Consider the following 21,126-nt stretch of genomic DNA (forward strand, 5'->3'; position numbering starts at 1 on the left):
CGGCTCGGTTTGGGGTCGCGGGGTGATGTGTCGCTGGGGGATCTCCCCGCCAGTATTAGTCGTGCGTTTTAGTGTGCTTGTGGCTGGTTTCTTTCGGCTTCTGATTCTGCATGGGATTGCAGTGTTTTGAATGGCCCGGGAGGGGTTCTTCGGGGGTTCGTGGAGCCGGTGTGACTGGTGGGCCAGGTGTTGTTCCGGGAGCCGGGACACGCCGTGTTGTGGGGAGCGCGATCGCCTTCGGCCGTGGGAGGGTGGTCGCCCTGCTTCGGTGGGAGTCTCGGGCCGGAGATCGCTGATCTCACCCCCGGTTCGGGCCGTTCGACCCTGTGGGATATAAGCCGAAATGACGGTAACGTGCGGGCTGCTGTTCCCTCGTGAGAGGATCCAGCATCGCTTGCGCCGGTCGTTGTTCGGCCCGGCACGGGGGAACGACTAAGACGTTCGGTATTCAGGAGGCAACACCACCATGTCGTCGTACTACCCGCATCGGCCGCCCCATGCGGCGAGTGCGGACGAGCTTGCGTCACGGATGCAGACGAACGGTGCCTACCGCACCCCGACCGCGCCCGGACAGCAACAGCCCCCCGCTCTCGGTTGGGACCAGCGTCCGCAGCAGTCTCAGGCTCAGCCGCAATACCAGGAGCCGGCGATGCAGCAGCCGGCCGTCATGGCTCAGACCACCGGCACCCACTGGCCGCAGTTCGTCAACAACAACCGCCTCATCGGTGCGCTGGTGGCCGGTTTCGCCGCCACCCAGCTCGCCACGATGTTCGGCTACTGGGTCTACGGCCTCGGCATCATGGACACCTCGCTGGACTTCGCGTTCTTCAACGGTGTCATCCTGACCCCGAACGCCACCGCCAACGAGTCCGGCTTCGCCGTCTCGCAGTGGTTCGCCGGCATGGGCTTCCACTACTTCAACGGCATGGTCTTCTCGCTCGCCTACGCGCTGGTGATCTTCCCGTGGCTCGGCAAGACCCACACCACCGCCAGCAACCTCGCCCGTTCGATGGGCATGGGCATGTTCCTCGCCACCGCCTCGTGCGGCTGGTGGATCCCGGCCCTGCACCCGGAGGACGTCATCGGCGTCGACCCGGGCTTCTTCTCGATCAACCTCGGGTGGGGCACCGTCGTCGGTGTCTACCTGTGGCACGTCGTCTGGGCCGTCGCCCTCGGTCTGTTCTTCAACCCGCAGGACTGACCCTCGCAGCACGCACGAGAGCCCCAGCCGATCGGCTGGGGCTCTTGTCGTTCTCAAGACCTGGGTGGCGTACGCACGACGTACGCCGCGGCGCGACTGCTCCGCGCCCTACTGCTCCGGCCAGGCGTCGTAGACCTGGCCACCGTTGGTGGTCAGGTGGTTGTGGAGCTGCTCGCCGGCGGCAGGGTCGTGCATCGTGCGGAGCACCAGGCGGCGCTGGTTGGTCGGGTTGGCCGTCGGCGGCCCCTGGCTCAGCGCCATCGTCTCGGTGACGCGGTCGGCCAGCAGCCGCAGGTGGCTGCGCTCGCCGCCGGCGTAGATGACGTGGGTGTGCTCGAGCGGGGAGGCCCACATGATGTTGCCCTCGACGACGATCAGGCGGGTGGCGGTCGCCATCACCTTCATCTCGACGTCGGTCATGTTCTGGATCATGTCGGCGCCCGCCAGGATCGACTCGCCCTCGTGCAGGAACGCGGGCAGCGCCTGAGCGAGGTTTGCCTCGAGCATCGCGGCCTCCTCCCGCGCGCGCTGGCCGTAGCCCGAGCCGCCGACGGCGCGGTAGGCGCCGGTAGCGGGGGCCTGCCCGTAGGCGCCCGTGTTGGGAGCCTGGCCGTAGGCACCGGTGTTGGCGCCGTACGGCCCCTGGTTGGGGTAGTAGGAGCCGGGGTTGGGAGAGGGGCCGGGAGCCGGTGCAACCCCGTAGGAGGCGGGGGCGGGACGTCCGTAGGCGTTGCCGCCGCCGGTGAACTCGCCGCCCCAGCTGGCGTCGACGTTCAGCTGCGCCCCCGCCGCGCGCGCGGCGTAGTCGAGGGTCGGGAAGAAGTCGTGGAAGGCGTCCTTGTCGCGGATCTTCATCGTGGTCGAGTAGGACGACCCGGGCACCAGGGCCTCGATGATGAAATCGCCCAGGCTCGGTGGCGGGGGGACACCGATGAAGGTGACCACCGCGAGGTTGACCGAGAAGACCCGCTCGTGGAACTCGAACATGACCCGGCGGTCGGTCAGGAAGGCGTGACCCGACGCGTTCCCCTCGTGCGGGAACTTCACCGCGACCCGCGACCACTGCACCTCGCCGGGTTGGAGAAGGGACTTCACCAGCAGCCAGTCGCGAGTCTCGGTCGCGATGGCTCGGCTGTGGCGATCATGCGCCATCCGCCGGTGGAAATCCTCCACGGGTCGGTGGCCCACGGTGATGGACGCCGCGGCCTTTCTCATTGAGCGCATGGTCGCAAACCCTAGCCCTTCCTCCCTCGAGTGTGGATCGTTTGTACCAGCACGGTCGCGGTGACGTGGAATCCCCTGGTGTAGGTGACACCTCAACTCTGCGCGACCGTTCCAAGCCCCTGTCCATTGACAGAAAACTGACAGGTCACCAGACCACTCTCTTCCGTGGAGATCTCGAACGAGGGGGATCAGCGAGGGGATGGGACAGAGATGATCGATTCAGCTGTGGTGATGGAGCGCAAGGGGTCGGACGACGCAGGGTCCGGCGTGCACTGGAGCGAGCTTCCGTGCGCGATCGAGGACGGTGACCTGTGGTTCGCCGCGACCAGCATCGACGCGGACCGAGCCAAGGCCCTGTGCCACACCTGCCCGCTGCAGCGCTCCTGCCTGCAGGGAGCGATCGCCCGGCAGGAGCCCCACGGCGTGTGGGGTGGCGAGGTCTTCTACGAGGGCATCGTCGTCGCTCGCAAGCGCACTCGCGGACGCCCGCGCAACGGCGAGCTCCGCCAGCGCGACCTGGAGCGCGAGGCTCGCGCAAACCTTCGGAAAAATACCTCTGGAGCGGTTGCGTAGCGGTATCTGTCACCCGGCAGAATAGAGCCTGTGGGGATTGAGATAAGCCCGGAGCGGTTCGACGCTCTGGTCGACCAGGCGCTCGATGCTGTCCCGGACGAGCTGGCCGCTCAGGTGAACAACCTCGTCGTGCTCGTCGAGGAGTGGCCGCCGGAGAGCGAGCCGCAAGACATCCTCGGGCTCTACGACGGCGTCGCGCTGACCGACCGCAACGACCTCTACGGGATCACCCTCCCCGACCGCATCTTCATCTTCCGTCAGCCTCTCCAGCAGATGTGCGTGGACGAGGACGACCTGGCCGCCGAGATCCGGATCACCGTCATCCACGAGATCGCCCACCACTTCGGCATCGACGACGACAAGCTCCACCAGCTCGGCTGGGCCTGAGCCCGACGAGCGCCCGACGAGTGCCCGGCCAGCGGTTCGGCTAGCGGATCGGCCCGGTCATCTGGGCCTCGCTCCAGCGGGTCGGCCGGCCGCCCGAGGCCTGAGCGAGATACTCCCCGAGGAACCAGCGCTGGAAGGTGACCTGCTCGGGTGAGCGGGCCAGCACCAGCAGCCGCTCCTGGCGGCAGAACTCGTCGATGAGGTCGAGCATGTCGATGAAGCGGCGCACCGTCTCGGCGGCCGACCGCGGCATGCGTACGTGGAGGTCGGCGGTCTCCCGCTCGCCGTTCGAGGCGGTGCCGATCACGCCGGAGAGCTGGCCGTGGCCGAGGCCGTCGAGGAGCTGGCGCTCCAGCGTGCCGAACAGGGCCGAGAGGCTGGCCGCGAGCGGATAGTCCTCGGCGTGCGCGAGCGAGAGCAGGCGTACCTCTCGCCTCAGCTCGCGGAAGTGATGCTCGAAACCGCGGTAGAGCGCGAGCGGTACGCCGAGGATGCTGACCTGGACGGTCTCCGGCCCGAGGCGCTCCGGTCTCGGCGGCGCACCGGGTGGCCCGGTGATCACGCCCTCGACCCCGTCGCCGTCGGCGATCTCGACGGTGGGCGTGAACCAGACGGTCTTGCCGCTCGCGTCGAGGTCGGCGCCCCAGGCTTCCGAGACGTTGGCGACGATCGAGAGGCCGCGCCCGACGGTCAGGAGCACCTCGTCCTCGTCGTCGAGCGCGAGCGGCACCGGGAGCAGCGGCGGCTCGGGGGAGGCGTCGCGGATCTCGACGCGCGGATGGTCGACGGTGCCGCGCATCCGGATCGTGACCGGGGCGGCGCCGTGGAAGAGGGCGTTGGAGACCAGCTCGGAGACACCCAGCTCGGCGCAGTCGAGGAGCTCGGTGCGGCCCAGCTCCTCACAGGCGGCTCGCACCCAGGTGCGCGCGTCCTGCACGGCGCGAGAGTCAGGTCGGAGAAGGAGTGCCGGCCGGCTCAGCGGCATGTCTCCTCCTCGGGGCTTGCGTCTCAGATCTCATACGTCGGCGTTGTGTGCCGTTCGTAGCAAGAATTTTCAGCACTTGAAGGTCTCTGATCCGGGCCACGAACCACTAGGGCACAAGGTCCCGGTCACCCGACAGATTAGGTTCAGGAGGTCTCGAGTCCGTAACGGACACGCGGCGTAGGGGCCTGTTGGAGCGCCTCGTGGTGAGTGTGACGAAGTAGTCACACCGTGGAATGAACAGATCCGCCTGAATGGTTCAGAATGAGAGGTGGAACGTTCAAACGGTCGCTCAGAGTTGAGCTAGCGGAGGGTTTAGGCAATGTCAGCGGACCAGGCAAAGCACCGGGTCGTCATCATCGGTTCCGGCTTCGGCGGGCTCTTCTCCGCCAAGGCGTTCAAGGGCCGCGACGACGTCGAGGTCACCTTGATCGCGAAGACGACGCATCACCTCTTCCAGCCGCTGCTCTACCAGGTGGCGACCGGCATCCTCTCGCAGGGCGAGATCGCCCCGCCGACCCGCGACATCCTGCACCGGCAGAAGAACGCGACGGTGCTGCTCGGCGAGGTCAACGACATCGACGCCGAGGCCAAGACGGTCAAGGCGAGCGTGCTCAACCAGGAGATCAGCGTCCCCTACGACTCGCTGATCGTCGCCGCCGGCGCGGGCCAGTCCTACTTCGGCAACGACCACTTCGCCGAGTTCGCCCCCGGCATGAAGTCGATCGACGACGCGCTCGAGCTGCGTGGGCGCATCTTCGGTGCCTTCGAGATCGCCGAGCTGACCGCCTCGCGGGGTGAACCGGTCGGCGACCTGCTCACCTTCGTCGTCGTGGGCGCCGGCCCGACCGGTGTGGAGATGGCCGGCCAGATCGCCGAGCTGTCCCGCCGGGTGCTGAAGAAGGACTTCACCCACATCCAGTCGGAGAAGGCCCGGGTCGTGCTCGTCGACGCCGCTCCGCAGGTGCTGCCGCCGTTCGGCGAGAAGCTCGGCGACAAGGCCGAGAAGGCGCTGGGCAAGGCCGGTGTCGAGGTCATCCTCGGCGCGATGGTCACCCACGTCGACGAGTTCGGCATCGAGATGAAGTTCAAGGACGGCAAGACCCAGCGGATCGGGTCGATCGCCAAGATCTGGGCGGCCGGCGTCTCGGCCTCCGAGCTGGGCAAGACCCTCTCCGAGCAGACCGGTGCCGAGCTCGACCGTGCCGGCCGGATCTCGGTCAAGCCCGACCTGACCCTGCCCGACCACCCCGAGATCTTCGTGGTCGGCGACATGATCAACCTCGACCACCTTCCCGGTGTCGCGCAGGTCGCGATCCAGGGCGGCAAGCACTCGGCCAAGACCATCAAGGCCCGCCTGAAGGGCAAGCCGGATCCGGGCGACTTCAAATACTTCGACAAGGGCTCGATGGCCACCATCAGCCGCTTCAACGCCGTGCTCTCGATGGGCAAGTTCAAGCTCTCGGGCATCCTCGCCTGGTTCGGCTGGCTGGTCGTCCACCTGGCCTACATGACCGGCTTCCGCAACCGCCTCACCGCGACGCTGCACTGGATGATGTCGTTCATCGGCAAGGACCGCTCCGAGCGTACGACGACGATGCAGCAGATCTTCGCCCGCGAGGCGCTCGAACGGGTCCCGGGTGGCATGGCCGCGCTGATCGACGATCCGGCCGACGTCGCTGCGCAGGTGGAGTCACGGCGCAAGGAGCTCGAGGAGCATGCCGCCGAGGAGTCGCGCCTGGCCGACTCCGGCTCCCGCGGCGCTTCCTGAGCGCCCCGCTGACAGAGAACGACCCGCCGTGGACATGGTCCACGGCGGGTCGTCTCGTTGTGCGTCCGCGGATCAGGATCCGCGCTTGCTATTGTTTGCGGACACGGTGTCCCATTAAACTCGGCGGACGCCCGCACAACCGAGGAGGACGAGTGACCGAGCTATCCAGACGGCTGGTCGAGACCACCGACGGACTGAGGCTCGCTGTCTACGAGCAGGGCCCGGCCGACGCCGAGACCGTCGTGCTCGTCCACGGCTATCCCGACAACCACTCGGTCTGGGACGGCGCCGCCGCGGCGCTCGCCGCCCGGTTCCACGTCGTCGCCTATGACGTACGCGGCACGGGGGAGTCCGAGGCGCCCGACTCGACCGCGGGCTATCGCCTCGCGCAGCTCTCGGACGACTTCCGGTCGGTGATCGACGCGGTCTCGCCGGACGCGCCGGTGCATGTCGCGGCTCACGACTGGGGTTCGATCCAGACGTGGGAGTCGGTGACGTCGCCCTCGCTGAGCAGCCGGATCTCGTCGTACACCTCGATCTCGGGACCCGACCTGGGCATGGCGACCACCTGGCTGCGCGAGCGCGGCCACGCCCGCAGCTCGCTGCGCCAGCTGGCCCACTCCTGGTATGTCTTCGCCTTCCAGCTGCCGCTGCTGCCCGAGGCGATGGTGCGCTCGGGAGTGCTCAGCCGCTTCGTCGGTGGCCGGCCGCGCCCGGAGAGGGATCAGGTCAACGGGGTGGAGCTCTACCGCGCCAACTTCCTCGGCAAGCTGGTGCGGCCCGAGCCACGCTCGACCGATGTGCCGGTGCAGGTGCTCGCGCCGCGCGACGACGCCTACGTCACGGTGCCGCTGCAGACCGAGGCACCGAAGGCGTACGCATCCTCGCTGGTCACCAAGGCCATCGACGGCGGCCACTGGGTGGTCGAGAAGAGTCCGGACCTGGTCGCGGACGAGATCGCGGCCTTCATCGAGGGAGCGGGTGCGCGATGAGCAGGGCGAGCAGGACCAAGCGCGGACACGAGCCGGTCAAGGTGGCTCTGCACCCGCGGAACGTGAAGTTCGACTGGACCAGCCTGCCGCTGGTGTGGATCCCCGGCGAGGTCTTCGCCTCCCACTACATCAGCGTGCTGCACCTGCTGCTGCCCGAGGGGGAGCGGTGGTTCGTCAAGGTGTTCTCCGAGATCCTGCCGCTGATCGAGGACGACCAGCTGCGCGAGGACGTGATCGGCTTCATCGGGCAGGAGGGCGTGCACGCCTCCTCGCACCAGGGTGTGCAGGACTACTTCAACGACAACGGGCTCGACGTGCGCCCGTTCGCGGCCGAGATCGAGGCGCTCTTCAAGAAGATCCTCGGCGACCGCGACCTGACCGGCCGGGCCAAGGAGGAGTGGCTGATCGAGCGGGCCGCGATCATCGCCGGCCTCGAGCACCTCACCGCCGTGCTCGGCAACTGGGTGCTCAACTCGCCCGAGCTCGACGCCGCCGGTGCCGACGAGACGATGCTCGACCTGCTGCGCTGGCACGGCGCGGAGGAGGTCGAGCACCGCAACGTCGCCTACGACGTCTTTCAGCATGTCGACGGGCGCTACAGCCGTCGCGTCCGCACCTACCTGCTCGGCGGCACGGCGCTGCTCGTGCTGTGGTGGCGCGGCGCCGGATATCTGATGAGGAACGACCCGACGCCGCTCGACCCGGAGCAGGCTGAAGGGTCCCGGCTCGACCCCGTGAAGCGGCCCCGGGCGACCCTGCTGAAGCTGATCGACACCGAGCGCCGAGGGCTGGTGCCCGGGATCGTACGCATCGGGTGGGCCAGCTGGAAGTACTTCCTGCCCACCTATGACCCGTCCAAGGAGGGCTCGACGGCTCAGGCGGTGAGCTACCTGGCGAAGTCTCCTGCTGCCCTGCGGGCCGACGCGCTGGCCGAAGCGTCCGGTGCGGAGGCGCAGTGAGCGAGCGTCAGCGAGCGACCCGACAAGACCACGCGCGACCGCGTCCGTACCCTGGCGCTTGCGCTACGGAGGTGGGAGCGTGAGCACCGCCGCGCGCTACACCCACCCGGACATCCCCGACTCACGGCTCTACCGCGCCTTCGAAGGGGTCGTCGGGGCCTACTGGACCAAGGCGGCCTACCGCTCCTGGCGCCGTCGCAAGCCGCTCGGCCGGATCGATCGTGACCTCAGCGTCCGGGTCAGCCGGATCGACGAGGAGGGCGTGGGCGTCAAGGCGATCTGGTTCGAGCGGACCGACGGCGCCGACCTGCCCGCCTGGGACCCGGGCGCCCACGTCGACGTGCTGCTGCCCAGCGGGCGGCTGCGGCAGTATTCGCTCAACTCCGACCCCGACGACCTCTCCGGCTACCGGATCAGCGTGCGCCGGATCGACCCGTCGGCCGGTGGCGGGCTCGGGTCGGTCGAGATGCACCACCTCGCCGTCGGCGACCAGCTGGTGCTCAAGGGGCCGCGCAACGCGTTCCCGTTCGTCGACTCGCCCGCCGGCTACCTCTTCGTCGCCGGCGGCATCGGGATCACCCCGATCCTGCCGATGCTGCGTGACGTGGTGCGTCGAGGCGTGCCGTACGAGTTCGTCTACACGGGGCGCTCGCGCGAGTCGATGCCGTTTCTCGACGAGATCCGGGAGATCGCCGGCGACCACGAGATCCACGTGTGGCCCGACGACGAGACGGCGACCGGGTCGGGGCACCCGGACGTGGCCAAGATCTTCGCGCTCGCGCCCGAGGGTGCCGCGCTCTACTGCTGCGGGCCGATGCCGATGATCGACGCCATCCGCGCGCAGATCCCCGACCCGCAGATCGACGCCCTGCACTACGAGCGGTTCTCGCCGCCCCCGGTGCTCGGCGGCCACCCGTTCCGCGTACGCCTCGCCGAGTCCGACACCGAGGTCGAGGTGGGCGCCGAGGAGTCGGCGCTGACCGCGGTGCGGCGGGTGCGGCTCGGCCAGGCGTACTCCTGCCAGCAGGGGTTCTGCGGCACCTGCCGGGTGCGGGTGCTGGAGGGCGAGGTCGATCACCGCGACCACGCGCTGGCCGACTACGAGCGCGAGGGCCACATGATCCTCTGTGTCTCGCGGGCACGCGGGACCGTGGTGATCGACGCCTGAACCCGGGCGATCCGCGATAAAGGATTGTCCGGCACGCCTCTGGGCTGTTCTGCTAGCCACATGACTGCACTCGCACACCCGACCCTCGGCCTCTACCCCTCCTGGGCTGCCGCCGTCGCCGAGTTCGAGGGCGAGCACATCGACGGCTCCTCCATCCCCGACGAGGAAGCCGGCGACGTGAGCCGGGAGGCCTGCGAGCGGTTGGTCGAGAAGGCTGCCCGGAGCCGGGACGCCTCGGTCGAGCCCGAGCCCGGGCGGGTGCACGCCTCGGCCTTCTGGATCACCTCCGACGACGAGGTCGTCGGCTTCATCCAGCTGCGCCACGAGCTCAACGACTTCCTCGAGAACGTCGGTGGCCACATCGGCTATGCGGTGCGGCCCTCGGCCCGTCGCCAGGGGCACGCGCGGCGCGCGTTGGGTCTGACCCTCGCCGAGGCTCGGGCGCTCGGGCTCGAGCGCGTGATGATCAGCTGCGACGACGACAACGCGGCCTCGGCGCGCACCATCGAGTCGCAGGGCGGTCGCCTGCAGGACGTCATCGACGGGTCGGCCTACGGCTACGGTCCCAAGCGGCGCTACTGGATCGAGCTGTGAGCGAGCACGACGTCGCCACGGCAGACGAGCTGGCGTGGGCCTCGGACGGCGGTTCGGCTGCGCTCGTCGAGCAGGCCGAGCAGGTGCTGGCGGTCCTGAGCGCCACCGGGCGTACGCCCGAGGAGGCGGACGTCGACGTCCTGCGGGCCGCTGCCTTCCTGCTCGTCTCCCAGGACCGGATCGACGACGTCGGCCGCGGCTGGCTGGAGCTGCTCGACGCGGTCCGGGCGCACCCCGACGCCGCGCTGGCCGACCTGCCGCCGGCGCGCACCGACTGAGCCGGCCTCGGCCCGATCCGGCTCAGCTCGACAGCGAGCGGCGGCGGGCGACGAGGCTGGAGAGACCCTGGGCAGCGGCTCTGACGAGGGTCACGTGGGCCTCGGGGCGGAAGCGGCCGACGGGGCCGGTGATGCTGACCGCCGCCAGCGCCCGGTCGCCGGCGTCGGTGAGGATCGGCGCGGCGATGCACTGCAGGCCCGGCGCCGACTCCTCGCGCTCGAACGCGACGCCGCTCTCGAGCGCGGTGGCGAGCTGCCGCTCGAGCAGGCCGGGCGCGACGACCGTGTGAGGCGTACGCCGCTCGAGCGGGCCGCTCAGCACCTCCTGCTGCACCTCCGTGTCGGAGTAGGCGAGCAGGATCTTGCCGATCGCCGTGCAGTGCACGGGCATCCGCCCGCCCGGCCGCGACGGCGACTTGGCCTGGCGGTGGCCGCCGATCTTGGCGACGTAGACCACGTCGTGGCCCTCGCGCACGCCCAGATGGACGGTCTCGTGGGTGCGCTCGTAGAGGTCTTGGAGGAACGGCATCGCGATCTCCAGGAGCGAGCGTTCGACCGAGGCGCGCATGCCGAGCTCGAAGAGGCCGCCCGAGAGGCGGTAGCCGAGGTTGGTGCGGTCGAGCAGCCGGTTGGTGACCAGGTCGCCGGCGACCCGGTGAGCGGTCGCCTTCGGCAGCCCGGTGCGACGGACGAGCTCGGCCAGAGGGAGCACCTGGTCGTCGACCGTGAAGGCTCGCAGGATGGTGACGGCCTTGCCGAGCACGGTGTCGAGATCGGCAGGCTCGGATGGCATGCGATCAGCGTACCGGTCAGTGGGACGTGGGCCCTGCTGACGCGGCCGTCTGCTGAGACCGTGGTCGCATGAGTAACGTGACCACTCCGCCTGACGCCGCTGCCGTCGAGGCGGCCGCCGACCGGCTGCAGCACGCCGCGGCGACCGGCACCCCGGTGCCGCCGATGCGCGACCTGCTCGACGCGACCGATCTGGACACGGCGTACGCGATCCAGGAGCGGCTCACCGCGGCCCGGGTCGCCGGCGGCGCGAAGATCGTCGGCCGCAAGATCGGGCTCACCTCCGAGGCCGTGCAGCAGCAGATCGGCGTGGACACCCCCGACTTCGGCGTGCTCTTCGACGACATGGCCTACGCCGACGGCGACGTGCTCCCCGCCGACGCGACCCTGCAGCCGCGCGCCGAGGCCGAGATCGCCTTCGTGCTCGGGGCCGACCTCGCCGACGGTGACCTCTCCTACGACCAGGTCAGGGAGGCCATCGACCACGCTGTCGCCGCGATCGAGATCTGCGGCAGCCGGATCGCCGACTGGAAGATCGCCTTCGGTGACACGGTCGCCGACAACGCCTCCGCGGGCGCCTACGTCCTCGGCACGGAGCGGAAGACGCTCGACGAGTTCGAGCCGCGCGAGGTCACCATGTCGATGTCGATCGACGGCGAGGAGGTCTCGACCGGCACCGGCGCAGCCTGCCTGGGCGACCCGGTCAACGCCGTCCAGTGGCTGGCCCGTTACGCGCGCGACTTCGGTGAGCCGCTGCGTGCCGGCCAGCTCATCCTCTCCGGCGCGCTCGGCCCGATGCGGCCGATCGCCCCGGGCAACACCGTTCGTTCCACCGTGTCGGGCCTCGGCTCGGTGGCCTTCACCGTAGGGAAGTGACCTCGATGAGCAAGACAAGAGTGGCGATCATCGGGTCGGGCAACATCGGCACCGACCTGATGATCAAGGTGATGCGTACGTCCCAGCACCTGGAGATGGGCGCGATGGTCGGGATCGACCCCGACTCCGACGGCCTGGCTCGCGCCGAGCGGTTCGGCTTCGCGACGACCGCCGCGGGTGTCGAGGGCCTGATCGGGCTGCCGGAGTTCGACGACATCGAGATCGTCTTCGACGCGACCTCGGCCAAGGCGCACGTCGCCAACGCGGCCGCGCTCGAGCCCTACGGCAAGCGGCTGATCGACCTCACTCCGGCGGCCATCGGCCCGTACGTCATCCCAGCCGTCAACATCGACGAGCACATCGATGCTCCCAACGTGAACATGGTGACCTGCGGCGGGCAGGCGACGATCCCGATCGTCGCCGCGGTCGCGCGGATCGTGCCGGTGGCCTACGGCGAGATCGTCGCCTCGATCTCCTCGAAGTCCGCCGGCCCCGGCACCCGGGCCAACATCGACGAGTTCACCGAGACCACCTCGGGCGCGATCGTCACGGTCGGTGGCGCCAAGCGTGGCAAGGCGATCATCGTGCTCAACCCGGCCGAGCCGCCGCTGATCATGCGCGACACGGTCTTCACGCTGGTCGAGGGCGGGTCCCGGTCGCTGGAGGAGCTGACCGCGGAGATCACCGAGTCGGTCGAGAAGATGGTCGGTGACGTCGCTGCGTACGTCCCCGGCTACCGGCTCAAGCAGAAGGTGCAGGTGCAGGAGATCCCTTCGGATCAACCGGTTGAGACGCTGCTGGCGGAAGGGGAGACGACCCGGCCGACCCATCAGGTCTCGGTGTTCCTCGAGGTCGAGGGCGCCGCGCACTACCTCCCCGCGTACGCGGGCAACCTCGACATCATGACCTCGGCCGCGCTGCAGATGGCCGAACGCATCGCGGCCGCGAAGGAGAACTGACGATGAGCACGCCCATCTACGTCCAGGAAGTCTCGCTGCGCGACGGCATGCACGCCGTACGCCACCGGATCACGCCCGAAGACGTCAAGCGGATCGTGATCGCCGCCGACGAGGCCGGCGTCGACGCCATCGAGGTCGCCCACGGCGACGGCCTGACCGGCGGCTCGGTCAACTACGGCCCGGGCTCCAACTCCGACTGGGAGTGGATCGAGGCTGCCGCCTCGGTCATCAAGAACGCGCGCCTGACCACTCTGCTGCTCCCCGGTGTCGGCACCATCCACGACCTGAAGCGGGCCTATGACCTCGGCGTACGTTCGGTGCGGGTCGCCACCCACTGCACCGAGGCCGACGTGAGCGCTCAGCACATCGCCGCCGCGCGCGAGATGGGCATGGACGTCTCCGGCTTCCTGATGCTCAACCACATGGCGCCGACCGAGGTGGTCGCGCAGCAGGCCAAGCTGATGGAGTCCTACGGCGCCCACTGCGTCTACATCACCGACTCCGGCGGCCGGCTGACGATGAACGACGTCCGCGACCGCGCCCGCGCCTACCGCGACGTGCTCGACGACGAGACCGAGATCGGCATCCACGCCCACGAGAACCTCTCGCTCTCCGTGGCCAACTCGGTCGTCGCCGTCGAGAACGGCGTCTACCGCGTCGACGCCTCCCTGGCCGGCCACGGCGCCGGCGCCGGCAACTGCCCCATCGAGGCGTTCATCGCCGTCGCCAACCTGTCGGACTTCAAGCACAACTGCGACCTGTTCAAGCTCCAGGACGCCGCCGACGACATCGTCCGCCCGTTGCAGGACCGCCCCGTCCGCGTCGACCGCGAGACGTTGACGATGGGCTACGCGGGTGTCTACTCCAGCTTCCTCCGCCACGCCGAGAACGCGTCGGCCCGCTACGGAGTCGACACCCGAGACATCCTCATGGAGTGCGGCCGGCGCGGCCTCGTCGGCGGTCAGGAGGACATGATCGTCGACATCTGCCTCACGAAGCTCGAGGAGCGCGAGGCGGCGAACTCGGGCAGGTAAGGAACTCGGGGAGTGTGAGGCGCACCTGGTGCGCTTCACACTCCCCGGGTTACCGTCCCTCATGGGCTCGACCGAGGAGCGGGAGGATGCTGCTCGGTTCTTGGCTGCTCAGATGCTCATGCAGGACGGGGTGGCCAGCCACGCGCAGCTGGTCGCCGGCGGGGTGACCAAGGCCGACATCGAGCGGAGGCTTCGGAGGAGGGAGCTCCGCCGGGTCCATCCCCGGGTCTACGTCGATCATGCCGGACCGATGACGTGGACGCAGCGGGCGTGGGCCGCCGTTCTCTACGCCGAGCCCGCGTACCTGTGCTGGACCAGTCTCGAGGAACCGAGGGGTCGCGACGACGGCGCTCCGATCCACGTCGCCATCGACCATGACCGCAGGGTCAGTCCGCAGGACGGGATCGTCATCCACCGGATGAAGAACATGGAACAGCGAGCGTACGGAGGTGTCCCGCCCCGCCTTGCGGTCGAGGACAACGCGTTGGCGATGGCTCACGAGGCCACGCGGGAGATCGATGCCATTGCCCGGCTCGCCGAGGCGGCGAGCAGGACGTACGTCACCGCGACGACGCTTCGTGCGGCCCTGAGCCGTTATCCCTCCATCCGGCGCCGATCCCTGCTCCAGGGTCTGATCGGCGACCTGGACGCAGGCACGCACTCCGTGCTCGAGCACGGCTACCTCACCAAGGTCGAGCGTGCCCATGGGTTGCCTGTCGGAAGGCGCCAGTCCGCACGTCGTGGTCCGGATGGGAACCAGTTCCGAGACATGGACTACGCGGCCCACCAGCTGGTCGTCGAGCTCGACGGATCGCTCGGTCACGAGTCCTGGCGCGATCAGGCGCGCGACGCCGATCGCGCCCTCGACGACCTCGCGTCGACCGGGGCGGTCACCGCCCGTCTCCGCTTCCATCAGGTCTTCGACACTCCCTGTCAGACCGCCACGAGGATCGCCAGGATCCTGAGGCGCAACGGTTGGAACGGAACCATGAGAGCCTGCGGCGAGGCGTGCCGCATGAAGAAGCTTGATCGGACCTGGGGAGTCTGAGGCGTACCTGGTGCGCTTCAGACTCCCCAGGTGCGCCGATCGTCACCGGTCCGGCGTACGCCTAACGAAGCTCGCCGCTGTAGCGGTGGAGCGGAGCCGCGTCACGAGCCGTGTGGGCGTCGACCCCGACCTTCCTGATGGAGACATCACACGCCCCAGGCGCGCTCCAGCTCGGCACGGAAGGTGGTGGGCTCGCGTCCGATCAGATCGGCCAGGGTGGGGTCGGCGGAAGCGAACTCGCCGTGTCGCGCTGCAGCGTAGATGCTCAGCAGCATGTCGGCGGCTGAGGCGGGGGCGCCGTGGGCCAGGATCTGCTCGCGGAAGGCATCGTCGGGGACGACGGTGCGGGTGAACGGCCGCCCGGTGACCTCCGAGGCGATCGTGGCGATGGCGTCGAAGTCGAGCGCCGCCGAGGCGGTGAGCGGTGGGGTGGGTCCCTCGAAGCGGGCTTCGTCGGCAAGGATCGCTGCTGCGGCCTCGGCGAGGTCGTCGTGCCCGGTCCAGGCGACGGGACCGTCGGCGGGGAGGGCGATGTCGCTGGTCGGGCGGGCGGACTCGAGGAACTGCAGCGCGCTGGCGGCGTAGAAGCCGTTGCGCAGCGCGGTCCAGGGTCGACCGGTGGCCCGGAGCATGTCTTCGGTCCGCGCGTGGTCGCGGCAGGGCTGGAAGCGGGCGTCGTGGGCGGCGCCCATCTGGCTGGTGTACAGGATGCGGCCGATCCCGGCCTGTACGGCGGCATCGATGGCGGCACGGTGGCCGTTGACGCACTCCTCGCCGGTGCGGTCGAGGGAGACGAGGAGCAGCTGCTCGGCGCCCTCGAAGGAGCGGGCTAGCGAGGCTGGGTCGTCGAAGTCGCCCTGCCGCACGCGTACGCCTCGGTCGGCGAGATCCTTCGCCTTGTCGGGGTCGCGGACGCTGACCCCGACACGATCGGCATGGACCCGCTCCAAGAGGCGCTCGACGATGCGGCGGCCCAGCTTTCCGGTGGCTCCGGTGACGATGATCATTGGTCCTCCTCATATGTTTCCAGTGGAATCACTTCGATGTTAACACAGGAAATTCCAGCGGAAGCAAAACTCTGATACCGTCGATTCATGGCAACAGAGGACTCGACCGACAGCCCGCGACTCCGCATCGTCGAGGCCGCCATCAAGCTGTTGGAGGACGGTGGCCCCGACGCGGTGAGCACCCGTGCGGTCGCGTCTGCGGCCGGGATGCAGCCGCCCGCGATCTACCGCATCTTCGGCGACAAGGACGGGCTCCTCGAGGCGGTCGGTGAGCACGGCTACGCGCAGTTCCTGGAGCGGAAACAGGCGCAGCTCGATCCTGACGCGCCTGATCTGGTGGAGGAGTTGCGGCGCGGCTGGGACATGGTCGTCGAGTTCGGGGTCTCGCGGCCCGAGCTCTTCGCGGTGATGAACCGAACCGTCGGGGGAGGGGCGGGCGCAGCGCACCGCGCCGGCCTGGAGATCCTGCACGGGCGGGTGCGTCGGCTCGCCGCCGCCGGATGGTTGCGGGTCGACGAGGAGCTCGCCGCGCAGATCATCCAGGCGACCGGCCAGGGCGCTGTCCTGACCTGGCACGCCACGCCCGCGGACCGTCGCGACCCGGAGCTGCTGACCGTCCTGCGCGAGTCCATGGTCGCCGCCGTCACTCACGCCGAGCCGATGCTCACCCGTGCGGAGCCGGGTGCCGCCGCAGCCGCCCGCGCGCTGCGCGCCGCCCTCCCTGAGGGCGCCGACGTCCTGAGCGATGCCGAGCAGAGACTGTTGCACGAATGGCTGACTCGGCTCGTAGGTCGACCGGGGAGCCCTGAGGTCACTGGGTGACGTCAGGGCCCTCCGGTTGGGTGCGCGTGAAAGAGTCGCCCTGTGAGCACTGAGTCTTCTTCGTCCCGGATCGATCTTCCACTGGCCGGCCTGGCCGCCATCTTCCTCGGGTCCGGCACCCTGCATCTGGTGAAGCCGGAGGTGTTCGAGCCGATCGTGCCGCCGCAGCTGCCGGAGACACGCAAGGTCGTGGAGATCTCCGGGGTCGCCGAGATCGTCTGCGCGCTGGGGCTGCTGCACCCGAAGACCCGACGGGTCGCCGGGTTCGCGAGCGCGGCGCTGCTGGCGGGTGTGTTCCCGGCCAACGTGCAGATGAGCGTCGACGCCGGCAAGCGGGCCAACCGGAAGCGCACCGCCAAGTCGGCGGGATTCTTCGCGGGCACGCTCGCGCGGCTGCCGCTGCAGTGGCCGATGATCAAGGTCGCGCTGAGCGCCGGGAAGGGCGAGCGCGGATGACCTACGTGCCGTCGGGCTCTCGTTATGACCAGATGACCTACCGGCGCTGCGGGAACAGCGGGCTCGACCTGCCCGCGGTCAGCCTCGGGCTGTGGCACAACTTCGGCGACGACCTGGCCTTCGAGCGGCAGCGGGCGATCCTGCGTACGGCCTTCGACGCCGGCATCACCCACTTCGACCTGGCCAACAACTACGGCCCGCCCTACGGGTCGGCGGAGGAGAACTTCGGTCGCCACCTGCGCGAGGACTTCGCCGGGCTCCGCGACGAGCTGGTGATCTCGACGAAGGCCGGCTGGGACATGTGGCCGGGGCCTTACGGCAAGATCGGCGGCTCGAAGAAGTATCTGATCTCCAGCCTCGACCAGTCGCTGCAGCGGATGGGTCTCGACTACGTCGACGTCTTCTACCACCACCGCCCGGACCCCAGCACGCCGCTGGAGGAGACGATGGGCGCGCTCGACCAGATCGTGCGCTCCGGCAAGGCGCTCTACGTCGGGCTGAGCTCCTACTCCTCGACGCTGACCCGCGAGGCGGTGGCGATCCTGAACGACCTCGGCACCCCGCTGCTGATCCACCAGCCGTCCTACTCGATCCTCAACCGCTGGCTGGAGACCGACTCGCTGCTGGACACGCTCGACGAGGTCGGAGCCGGCGCCATCTCGTTCTCGCCGCTGGCTCAGGGCATGCTGACCAACAAGTATCTCGGTGGCGTCCCCGACGGCTCCCGGGCGAGCCAGGAGAAGTCGCTGGCAGCCTCGACGCTCACCCCGGAGGTGCTGGGCGCGATCGAGTCGCTCAACGGCCTCGCCGCCGACCGCGGCCAGACCCTCGCGCAGATGGCGCTCGCCTGGGCGCTGCGTGACCCGAGGATGACCTCGGTCGTCATCGGCGCCTCCCGGCCCGAGCAGGTCACCGACTGCGTCGGTGCCCTCGCGGGGCCGGAGTTCACCGCCGAGGAGCTGGCCAGGATCGACGAGTACGCCGCAGGCACCGGAGACGCCATCGACCTGTGGAAGCGCGCGCGGGTCGAGGGCGACCACCGCGAGATCTTCAACTGATCCACGGCAGCGACGTCGCCGGTCAGAAGTACATCCGGACCAGCGGGTCGTCGACGGCGGCGACCTCCGCGGGCGTGCCCGCCGCGAGCACCCTGCCGTCGTCGACCACGACGATCCGGTCGGCGAGACCGGCGGCCGTGATCAGCGGCAGGTCGTGGGTGATGACCAGCAGGGTGCCGCCGGCGTCGGCGTACCTGCGCAGCGACCGCCACACGACGTTGCCGAGGGCGCGGTCGAGCGGGGCTGTCGGGCCGTCGGCGACCAGGATGTCGGGCTCTCCCATCAGGGCGGCGGCGAGCGCGGCCCGCTGGATCTGGCCCGCGGAGTTCTCCTCGGGCAGGAGGCCCATCGGCTCGGCCGGGTAGGCAGCCGCGGCGCAGGCCTCCTCGACGCTTCCCGCGTCGCCGGCGAGATCGCGGAGCTGGGCGCCGACCGGCCTGCCGGGCGCGAACGCGTCGACGCCGTCCTGGGGCACGTAGCCGACGATCCCGTCGACCACCACCTCACCGCTGGCGGTCGCTGAGGCCGGCAGCCGGCCGGTGAGGGCGCGCGCGATCATCGACTTGCCCGCACCCGGCCCGCCGACGAGCGCGGTGATCTCCCCGGGCGCAACGCTCAGGCTGACCTCGGTGAGCACGCGTGCGTGCCAGCGGTCGGTGCGGACGTCGACGGTCAGGTCATGAAGCTCGGCCGCCATGGGGCCAGTGTGGCGCACGAGCCATCGCCAGATCGCCGGCCCGTCGACGGCCGGTCGGCGGATCGCCCGAATCGTCCCGCTCGGAAGAGGCGGATTTGCTAACGTCGCGGGGCCTTCGTTGTTGCAGGCGACCCCACGCTCCGACTCGGTAGGAGAGCCGCATGTCCGCAACCACCGAACCCACCGCGTCGACGCGAGGCGACCGGCTGCTCGCCTGGGTCGAGAGGACCGGCAACAAGCTGCCCGACCCGTTCATCCTGTTCCTGATCCTGTTCTTGGTCGTCGGGGCGATCTCGACGCTCCTGGCGGCGATGCACGCCGAGGTGACGCTGCCCGGTGCCGACAAGCCGCTGGTGATCAACGGGCTCTTCACCGCCGAGGGGCTGACCTGGCTCACGGTCAACCTCGGCGCCAACTTCATCGGGTTCCCGCCGCTGCTGACCGTGGTCACGATCCTGCTCGCCGTGACCGTCGCCGAGCGCACCGGCCTGCTGGCGGCAGCGATCCGGTTGACCCTGGCCTCGGCGCCGCGGTGGCTGCTGCCCTACGCCCTCGGGATCGTCGGTGTCACCGCGAGCGTGATGGCCGACGCGTCGATGATCGTCATCCCGCCGCTGGCCGCGGCGGTGTTCAAGGCCGCCGGGCGACACCCGATGGCGGGCCTCGTCGGCGGGTTCGCGGCGGCGGGCGCCGGCTACTCGACCAGCCTCGTGGTGACCAGCCTCGACGCGCTCTTCTCCGGCATCACCAACTCGGTGACCGCGACCCTGCCCGATCCGGGCGCGGCCGTGACACCGGTCTCCAACTACTACTTCAACATCGCCTCGGCGATCGTGCTCGCGCTGGTCGCGGGCTTCATCATCGACCGCATCCTCGAGCCGAGGATGGTGCGCCAGAACGTGCCGACCGACGAGGTCGCCGTCGACGAGGACGAGCGTTTCGTGAGCAACGACGAGGAGGTCGCCGCGGCGCTGCGCAACAACCGCCGGCCGCTCGACGCCGAGCTCACCGCGCGGGAGCGCAAGGCGCTCTGGGCGGCGATCGGGACGGGCGCTGCCCTGGCCGTCGCGATGGTGCTGGCGGTGCTGCCGCACGGATCGCCCTGGCGCAACGACGACGGCGGTTTCCTGCCCGAGTCGGCGCTGATGGACTCGATCGTCTTCATCACCTTCGTGCTCTTCCTCGCTCCGGGCATCGTCTACGGCTTCGTGGCCGGCACCCTCAAGACGGCCGCCGACGTGCCGAAGGTGATGGGCGAGGGGATCAAGGAGATGGCCCCGTTCCTGGTGCTGGCGTTCATGCTCGGTCAGTTCATCGCGCTGTTCAACTGGTCCAACGTCGGCCCGGCGCTGGCGAAGGTCGGCGCCGATGGGCTGCAGGGCACCGGCCTGACCGGTTTCCCGGTGATCATCGGCTTCATCGTCCTGTGCTCGATCCTCAACCTGTTCATCATCAGCGGATCCTCGATGTACACGATCATGGGCGCGGTCTTCGTGCCGATGTTCGCGCTGATCGGCTTCGAACCCGGCTTCACCCAGGCCGCCTTCCGCATCGGTGACAGCGCGACCCAGGTGATCACGCCGATGAACCCCTACATGTTCGTGGTGCTGATGATGATCAGGAAGTACGAGCCGGCAGCAGGCCTCGGCACCCTGATCTCCCGCACGCTGCCGTTCGTGATCCCGTTCTGGGTCGCCTGGCTGCTGGTGCTGGTCGTCTTCTACTTCGGCGGCCTCGACGTGGGGCCCGGAGTCAGCCCGCGGATGCCCTGACGGCGCGGCGTACGCTCTCGCGCTCGTCGTCCCAGGCGGCGGAGCTGATCCGCCAGCCCTCGGCGGTGCGCACGAACGACATCGTCTTCATGCCTCGCCCCGTGTGCAGCTCGCCGTCGACGCGCCAGCGTTTGCCGTACGCGCCCCACCACTGGGCGATGTCGCCGAAGATCTCGACGCGACCCGGCTCCGGCCACTCCTCGAAGTCGGTGACCTCGCCTCCGGTCAGCAGTGCGAGACGCGGCGCGATGAACGACTCGACGTCGTAGACCTCGACCGGCATCCCGCAGGTGCGCACCACGGTCGCTCCGGGAATCATGATCCGCCGCAGCTCGTCCAGGCGCGCGGCCACGTCGGGCCCGGAGGTGAAGGCGGAGAAGAACCCGCGCACCAGATCCTCGACGGCGGTCCGGTCCGATAGCGCCGTGGCGTCGCCGTCGATGGTGGTCATGGTCGAGAACATAGCCAGGCATTCC

Annotated in this window: 23 protein-coding genes; 17 read left to right on the forward strand and 6 right to left on the reverse strand. The window is 69.4% G+C overall.

Features of this window, described 5'->3' with window-relative positions:
• Positions 1-529: 529 nt before the first annotated feature.
• Positions 530-1,201, forward strand: a complete 672-nt coding sequence (locus FB381_RS03775; protein ID WP_141779047.1) for a hypothetical protein — start codon at positions 530-532, stop codon at positions 1,199-1,201.
• 108 nt (positions 1,202-1,309) lie between these two features.
• Here the strand turns inward: FB381_RS03775 and FB381_RS03780 are convergent, their stop codons facing one another.
• The gene (locus tag FB381_RS03780; RefSeq protein WP_141779048.1) at positions 1,310-2,353 is read right to left on the reverse strand and encodes a hypothetical protein; all 1,044 of its coding nucleotides are present in this window, start codon (positions 2,351-2,353) and stop codon (positions 1,310-1,312) included.
• A 282-nt stretch (positions 2,354-2,635) separates the two neighbouring features.
• On the opposite strand from FB381_RS03780, the gene FB381_RS03785 reads away from it, so the two are divergent.
• A complete protein-coding gene (locus FB381_RS03785) occupies positions 2,636-2,998 on the forward strand; it encodes a WhiB family transcriptional regulator (protein ID WP_141779049.1) in 363 nt (120 codons plus the stop codon).
• Between the two features lie 30 nt (positions 2,999-3,028).
• Entirely contained in the window at positions 3,029-3,385 is a 357-nt protein-coding gene (locus FB381_RS03790; protein ID WP_141779050.1) for a metallopeptidase family protein, read from the forward strand.
• A 40-nt stretch (positions 3,386-3,425) separates the two neighbouring features.
• Here the strand turns inward: FB381_RS03790 and FB381_RS03795 are convergent, their stop codons facing one another.
• On the reverse strand, positions 3,426-4,322 hold the full coding sequence (locus FB381_RS03795) for an ATP-binding protein (RefSeq protein ID WP_246087948.1): 897 nt from the start codon (positions 4,320-4,322) through the stop codon (positions 3,426-3,428).
• 367 nt (positions 4,323-4,689) lie between these two features.
• Here FB381_RS03795 and FB381_RS03800 point away from each other — a divergent pair, with 367 nt between their 5' ends.
• The 6 genes from FB381_RS03800 to FB381_RS03825 all read left to right on the forward strand — a co-directional run bounded on the left by FB381_RS03800 (position 4,690) and on the right by FB381_RS03825 (position 10,129).
• Positions 4,690-6,138, forward strand: coding sequence for an NAD(P)/FAD-dependent oxidoreductase (locus FB381_RS03800; protein ID WP_141779052.1), 1,449 nt, complete (start codon positions 4,690-4,692; stop codon positions 6,136-6,138).
• A gap of 152 nt (positions 6,139-6,290) precedes the next feature.
• Entirely contained in the window at positions 6,291-7,130 is an 840-nt protein-coding gene (locus tag FB381_RS03805; protein WP_141779053.1) for an alpha/beta fold hydrolase, read from the forward strand.
• Positions 7,127-8,089, forward strand: a complete 963-nt coding sequence (locus tag FB381_RS03810; RefSeq protein ID WP_141779054.1) for a metal-dependent hydrolase — start codon at positions 7,127-7,129, stop codon at positions 8,087-8,089. Before FB381_RS03805 ends, FB381_RS03810 begins: the two co-directional genes overlap by 4 nt.
• 79 nt (positions 8,090-8,168) lie before the next feature.
• The gene (locus tag FB381_RS03815; protein ID WP_141779055.1) at positions 8,169-9,257 is read left to right on the forward strand and encodes a PDR/VanB family oxidoreductase; all 1,089 of its coding nucleotides are present in this window, start codon (positions 8,169-8,171) and stop codon (positions 9,255-9,257) included.
• A 60-nt stretch (positions 9,258-9,317) separates the two neighbouring features.
• Entirely contained in the window at positions 9,318-9,851 is a 534-nt protein-coding gene (locus FB381_RS03820; RefSeq protein ID WP_141779056.1) for a GNAT family N-acetyltransferase, read from the forward strand.
• Positions 9,848-10,129, forward strand: a complete 282-nt coding sequence (locus FB381_RS03825) for a hypothetical protein (protein WP_141779057.1) — start codon at positions 9,848-9,850, stop codon at positions 10,127-10,129. Before FB381_RS03820 ends, FB381_RS03825 begins: the two co-directional genes overlap by 4 nt.
• A gap of 22 nt (positions 10,130-10,151) precedes the next feature.
• Here the strand turns inward: FB381_RS03825 and FB381_RS03830 are convergent, their stop codons facing one another.
• The gene (locus tag FB381_RS03830; RefSeq protein WP_141779058.1) at positions 10,152-10,922 is read right to left on the reverse strand and encodes an IclR family transcriptional regulator; all 771 of its coding nucleotides are present in this window, start codon (positions 10,920-10,922) and stop codon (positions 10,152-10,154) included.
• Positions 10,923-10,990: 68 nt separating this feature from the next.
• Here FB381_RS03830 and FB381_RS03835 point away from each other — a divergent pair, with 68 nt between their 5' ends.
• The 4 genes from FB381_RS03835 (at position 10,991) to FB381_RS03850 (ending at position 14,838) form a co-directional block, all read left to right on the forward strand.
• On the forward strand, positions 10,991-11,797 hold the full coding sequence (locus FB381_RS03835) for a 2-keto-4-pentenoate hydratase (RefSeq protein ID WP_141779059.1): 807 nt from the start codon (positions 10,991-10,993) through the stop codon (positions 11,795-11,797).
• Between the two features lie 5 nt (positions 11,798-11,802).
• Positions 11,803-12,756 (forward strand): acetaldehyde dehydrogenase (acetylating), encoded by a 954-nt coding sequence (locus FB381_RS03840; protein ID WP_141779060.1) that lies wholly within the window; start codon positions 11,803-11,805, stop codon positions 12,754-12,756.
• Between the two features lie 2 nt (positions 12,757-12,758).
• Positions 12,759-13,790: a 4-hydroxy-2-oxovalerate aldolase gene (dmpG, locus tag FB381_RS03845; protein ID WP_141779061.1), complete on the forward strand. Its 1,032-nt coding sequence runs from the start codon at positions 12,759-12,761 to the stop codon at positions 13,788-13,790.
• A 61-nt stretch (positions 13,791-13,851) separates the two neighbouring features.
• Complete coding sequence (locus FB381_RS03850; protein WP_211352318.1) at positions 13,852-14,838, forward strand: hypothetical protein; 987 nt, start codon at positions 13,852-13,854, stop codon at positions 14,836-14,838.
• A gap of 146 nt (positions 14,839-14,984) precedes the next feature.
• On the opposite strand, the gene FB381_RS03855 is transcribed toward FB381_RS03850, so the two are convergent.
• Positions 14,985-15,845, reverse strand: coding sequence for an SDR family oxidoreductase (locus FB381_RS03855; RefSeq protein WP_141779062.1), 861 nt, complete (start codon positions 15,843-15,845; stop codon positions 14,985-14,987).
• Between the two features lie 87 nt (positions 15,846-15,932).
• Between FB381_RS03855 and FB381_RS03860 the strand changes: the two genes are divergently transcribed.
• From FB381_RS03860 to mgrA, 3 genes are read left to right on the forward strand one after another with little or no spacing between them, the layout of a single operon-like run.
• Positions 15,933-16,667 (forward strand): TetR/AcrR family transcriptional regulator, encoded by a 735-nt coding sequence (locus FB381_RS03860; protein WP_141779063.1) that lies wholly within the window; start codon positions 15,933-15,935, stop codon positions 16,665-16,667.
• Positions 16,668-16,709: 42 nt separating this feature from the next.
• Complete coding sequence (locus tag FB381_RS03865) at positions 16,710-17,123, forward strand: DoxX family protein (RefSeq protein WP_141779064.1); 414 nt, start codon at positions 16,710-16,712, stop codon at positions 17,121-17,123.
• Positions 17,120-18,181, forward strand: a complete 1,062-nt coding sequence (gene mgrA, locus FB381_RS03870; protein WP_141779065.1) for an L-glyceraldehyde 3-phosphate reductase — start codon at positions 17,120-17,122, stop codon at positions 18,179-18,181. The genes FB381_RS03865 and mgrA overlap by 4 nt, the downstream gene beginning before the upstream one ends.
• Before the next feature lie 22 nt (positions 18,182-18,203).
• On the opposite strand, the gene FB381_RS03875 is transcribed toward mgrA, so the two are convergent.
• Entirely contained in the window at positions 18,204-18,878 is a 675-nt protein-coding gene (locus FB381_RS03875; protein ID WP_141779066.1) for an ATP-binding cassette domain-containing protein, read from the reverse strand.
• Between the two features lie 161 nt (positions 18,879-19,039).
• Between FB381_RS03875 and FB381_RS03880 the strand changes: the two genes are divergently transcribed.
• On the forward strand, positions 19,040-20,650 hold the full coding sequence (locus tag FB381_RS03880; protein WP_141779067.1) for an AbgT family transporter: 1,611 nt from the start codon (positions 19,040-19,042) through the stop codon (positions 20,648-20,650).
• Here the strand turns inward: FB381_RS03880 and FB381_RS03885 are convergent.
• Positions 20,631-21,101: a DUF4440 domain-containing protein gene (locus FB381_RS03885; RefSeq protein ID WP_141779068.1), complete on the reverse strand. Its 471-nt coding sequence runs from the start codon at positions 21,099-21,101 to the stop codon at positions 20,631-20,633. The two genes, FB381_RS03880 and FB381_RS03885, sit on opposite strands and share 20 nt — an antisense overlap.
• Between the last annotated feature and the right edge of the window lie 25 nt (positions 21,102-21,126).

The sequence above is a fragment of the Nocardioides albertanoniae genome (assembly GCF_006716315.1).
GTDB lineage: Bacteria > Actinomycetota > Actinomycetes > Propionibacteriales > Nocardioidaceae > Nocardioides > Nocardioides albertanoniae.

Excerpts from the sequence above, each read along its gene's own strand:
- FB381_RS03835 (WP_141779059.1), top strand. The coding sequence starts at position 10,991 with ATGAGTAACGTGACCACTCCGCCTGACGCCGCTGCCGTCGAGGCGGCC.
- FB381_RS03820 (WP_141779056.1), top strand. The coding sequence starts at position 9,318 with ATGACTGCACTCGCACACCCGACCCTCGGCCTCTACCCCTCCTGGGCT.
- FB381_RS03840 (WP_141779060.1), top strand. The coding sequence starts at position 11,803 with ATGAGCAAGACAAGAGTGGCGATCATCGGGTCGGGCAACATCGGCACC.
- FB381_RS03830 (WP_141779058.1), bottom strand. The coding sequence starts at position 10,922 with ATGCCATCCGAGCCTGCCGATCTCGACACCGTGCTCGGCAAGGCCGTC.
- FB381_RS03775 (WP_141779047.1), top strand. The coding sequence starts at position 530 with ATGCAGACGAACGGTGCCTACCGCACCCCGACCGCGCCCGGACAGCAA.
- FB381_RS03785 (WP_141779049.1), top strand. The coding sequence starts at position 2,636 with ATGATCGATTCAGCTGTGGTGATGGAGCGCAAGGGGTCGGACGACGCA.
- FB381_RS03810 (WP_141779054.1), top strand. The coding sequence starts at position 7,127 with ATGAGCAGGGCGAGCAGGACCAAGCGCGGACACGAGCCGGTCAAGGTG.
- FB381_RS03855 (WP_141779062.1), bottom strand. The coding sequence starts at position 15,845 with ATGATCATCGTCACCGGAGCCACCGGAAAGCTGGGCCGCCGCATCGTC.
- dmpG (WP_141779061.1), top strand. The coding sequence starts at position 12,759 with ATGAGCACGCCCATCTACGTCCAGGAAGTCTCGCTGCGCGACGGCATG.
- FB381_RS03780 (WP_141779048.1), bottom strand. The coding sequence starts at position 2,353 with ATGGCGCATGATCGCCACAGCCGAGCCATCGCGACCGAGACTCGCGAC.
- FB381_RS03860 (WP_141779063.1), top strand. The coding sequence starts at position 15,933 with ATGGCAACAGAGGACTCGACCGACAGCCCGCGACTCCGCATCGTCGAG.
- mgrA (WP_141779065.1), top strand. The coding sequence starts at position 17,120 with ATGACCTACGTGCCGTCGGGCTCTCGTTATGACCAGATGACCTACCGG.
- FB381_RS03800 (WP_141779052.1), top strand. The coding sequence starts at position 4,690 with ATGTCAGCGGACCAGGCAAAGCACCGGGTCGTCATCATCGGTTCCGGC.
- FB381_RS03850 (WP_211352318.1), top strand. The coding sequence starts at position 13,852 with ATGGGCTCGACCGAGGAGCGGGAGGATGCTGCTCGGTTCTTGGCTGCT.
- FB381_RS03885 (WP_141779068.1), bottom strand. The coding sequence starts at position 21,101 with ATGACCACCATCGACGGCGACGCCACGGCGCTATCGGACCGGACCGCC.
- FB381_RS03880 (WP_141779067.1), top strand. The coding sequence starts at position 19,040 with ATGTCCGCAACCACCGAACCCACCGCGTCGACGCGAGGCGACCGGCTG.
- FB381_RS03875 (WP_141779066.1), bottom strand. The coding sequence starts at position 18,878 with ATGGCGGCCGAGCTTCATGACCTGACCGTCGACGTCCGCACCGACCGC.